The organism is Nonomuraea sp. MG754425 (assembly GCF_021699195.1).
Taxonomy (GTDB): domain Bacteria; phylum Actinomycetota; class Actinomycetes; order Streptosporangiales; family Streptosporangiaceae; genus Nonomuraea.
Genome location: NZ_SSXE01000389.1, coordinates 1 through 2,327, shown reverse-complemented (window position 1 = coordinate 2,327; position 2,327 = coordinate 1). Strand labels below are relative to the sequence as shown.

Sequence of the window (2,327 nt, the reverse complement as noted above, 5' to 3'; positions counted from 1 at the left end):
GGCGGGCCGATGGGGCCGGGCCCGGCACCCGGCCGGAGCCGCGGCGGGTGCTGCTGGGCCGGATCGCCGCGGCCGTCGCGGGCGGCCTGGCGTTCTTCGCCGCCTTCCCGCCGCTCGACTGGTGGTTGTGCGCCCCGCTCGGCATCGGGCTCATCGCCGCCGCCCTCTACGGCACGCGTCCCAGGCGGGCCGCCTGGATCGGCTACCTGGCCGCCGTCGTCTTCCTGCTGCCCTCGCTCGCCTGGGTGCGCAGCATCGGCGACGACCTCTGGGTCGTCCTGGTCGTCGTCGAGAGCCTCTTCTACGCCGCCATGGCCGCCCTGGCCGCGCTCGTGTTCCGGCTGCGCGCCTGGGCGCTGTGGTTCGGCGGGCTCTGGGTGCTCATGGAGTGGGCCCGCAGCCTGGTGCCCATCGGCGGCTTCCCATGGGCGCGGGCCGCCTTCAGCCAGGGTGAGTCGTTGTTCACCCCGTACGCCGCGCTCGGCGGGGCCCCGCTCGTGTCGTTCGCCGTCGCCCTGTGCGGAGCGCTGCTCGCCCAGGCGGTCCTCATGGGCAAGGCTCCCGGCCTCGCGCGCCGGGCCGCGCCCCTCGCGCTGGCGCTGGCCGTGCCTCTGCTGGCGCTGGTCGTGCCCAGGCCGGGCGACGAGGGCCGCACCGTCAACATCGGCATCGTCCAGGGCAACGTCCCCGGCCAGGGCATGTACGCGCTCGGCGACGAGCCCGCCGTCGTGCTGCGCAACCACGCCAACGAGACCAAGCGCCTGGCCCAGGCCGTCCGCGACGGCAAGCTCCCCAAGCCCGACCTGGTCGTGCTGCCCGAGAACTCCACCGACATCGACCCCTACCGCGACGAGTACGCCCGGCAGACCATCCACGACTCGGTCCAGGACGTCGGCGTGCCCACGCTCGTCGGGGCCGTCGTGGCGATCGGCGAGGAGAACCGGGCCACCCGCAGCCTCGTGTGGGACCCGGTCACCGGGCCGGGCGCCTACTACGACAAGCAGCATCTGGTGCCGTTCGGGGAGTACACGCCGTTCAAGGAGATCGTGCTGGCGCTGTCGGAGCGGGCGAACCTGGTCGGACGGCAGTCCGTCCCCGGTGACAGGCCGGGTGACCTCACGATGGGCCCGGTCACGATCGGCGCGGTCAACTGCTACGAGGTCGCCTACGACGACACCGTGCGCGGCACCGTACGCGCCGGCGGCACCCCCCTCGTGGTGCAGACCAACAACGCCTCCTACGCCCTGACCAACCTGCCGCCGCAGCAGCTCGCCATGTCGAAACTGCGCGCCGTGGAACACAACCGGGCCGTCGTCACCGCCGCCACAACCGGAATCTCGGCATATGTCACGCCTGACGGTAAGGTCTCCTGGCAGACCCGCGAGCGGGTCGCTGACATGAACGTGGTCACGGTGCCCATACGCACAAAGGAAACAATTGCCACAAGGGTCGGCGTGCTTCCCGAATGGGCATTGATGGTGATGGGAGCGGCGGCTGCCGGAGTCGCCGCATGGCGTGGCAGGCGGCGTGCCGTGGGTGATCGGATGAGGAACGACGGATGATGGAGTCTCTCGGCAGGGTGCTCGTCGTCGTGCCGACCTACAACGAGCGCGACAACCTGCCGGCGATCGTCGAGCGGGTGCGGGCCGCCGTGCCCGACGCGCACGTGCTGGTGGCCGACGACAACAGCCCCGACGGCACCGGTGAGGTCGCCGACGGGCTCGCCGACGGCGACGACCACGTGCACGTCCTGCACCGGCCCGGCAAGCAGGGGCTCGGCGCCGCGTACATCGCCGGGTTCCGCTGGGGCCTGGAGGAGGGCTTCGACGTCCTCGTCGAGATGGACGCCGACGGCTCCCACCAGCCCGAGGAACTGCCGAAGCTGCTCGAGGCGCTCGCCGAGGGCGCCGACCTGGCGATCGGCTCGCGTTACGTGCCCGGCGGCCAGGTCGTCAACTGGCCGCAGCGGCGTGAGCTGCTGTCGAAGGGCGCCAACATCTACACCCGGGTGATGCTCGGCCTGCCCGTGCGCGACGCGACCGCCGGGTTCCGCGCCTACCGGGCCGCCACGCTGGAGAAGGTGGGGCTGTCGGGGGTGGAGTCGCAGGGCTACTGCTTCCAGGTCGACCTGACGCTGCGCACGTCCAGGAACGGGCTGCGGGTGGTGGAGGTGCCGATCACGTTCGTGGAGCGCACGGTCGGCAAGAGCAAGATGAGCGGCAAGGTCATGTCCGAGGCGCTGTGGCGGATCGGGATGTGGGGCGTCACCGGGCTGCCCAAGCGACTGAAGGGCACGGGCCGCGACTGAAGCCCGCCCCGCCTGAACC

General features: G+C 72.0%; 2 protein-coding genes. Both read left to right on the top strand.

Annotated features, from left to right (window positions below; all coding sequences use genetic code 11):
• Positions 1-1,562, top strand: a 1,562-nt coding sequence (gene lnt, locus FAF44_RS52860; protein WP_308193551.1) for an apolipoprotein N-acyltransferase, incomplete at its 5' end; no start/stop codon positions are given.
• The gene (locus tag FAF44_RS52855) at positions 1,559-2,308 is read left to right on the top strand and encodes a polyprenol monophosphomannose synthase (protein ID WP_237111064.1); all 750 of its coding nucleotides are present in this window, start codon (positions 1,559-1,561) and stop codon (positions 2,306-2,308) included. The genes lnt and FAF44_RS52855, both read left to right, overlap by 4 nt.
• The last annotated feature ends 19 nt before the right edge of the window (positions 2,309-2,327 follow it).